The organism is Pseudomonas sp. AC463 (assembly GCF_979253585.1).
The window spans coordinates 1-279 of sequence record NZ_CEEDDZ010000512.1 but is presented as its reverse complement, the minus strand read 5'-3'; the positions used below and the strand labels follow the sequence as shown (position 1 = coordinate 279).

The window sequence follows — 279 nt, the reverse complement described above, 5'->3', positions numbered from 1 at the left end:
CCTTCAACGCCGGGTCGGTGTCGCACTTGCAGCTTCGGTACGCGGCCATGATCGCTGTCGCCGACCGCTTCGGCACGGCATCCGCGAACGTCTTCGAATCGGGGAAGATCTGGCGCATCTGCACCGCGGTATAGAGCGGCCCGTACACCTGTGCGGGCGAGGGTGGGAACGGCTTCACCGGAGCAGCGGCGATCGGGGCGGCAATGGCCGCGGCGGCCAGCATCATCAGGATCACAATCGACTCTCCAGCATTTTCGCGCGTGCCAGGGTCACGCGCCG

At 66.7% G+C, this 279-nt stretch carries 1 pseudogene; it reads right to left on the bottom strand.

The features are described 5' to 3' along the window. Positions 1 to 235, bottom strand: a pseudogene (locus AC0IYH_RS31195) (hypothetical protein); the annotation flags it as partial. Positions 236 to 279 lie beyond the last annotated feature (44 nt).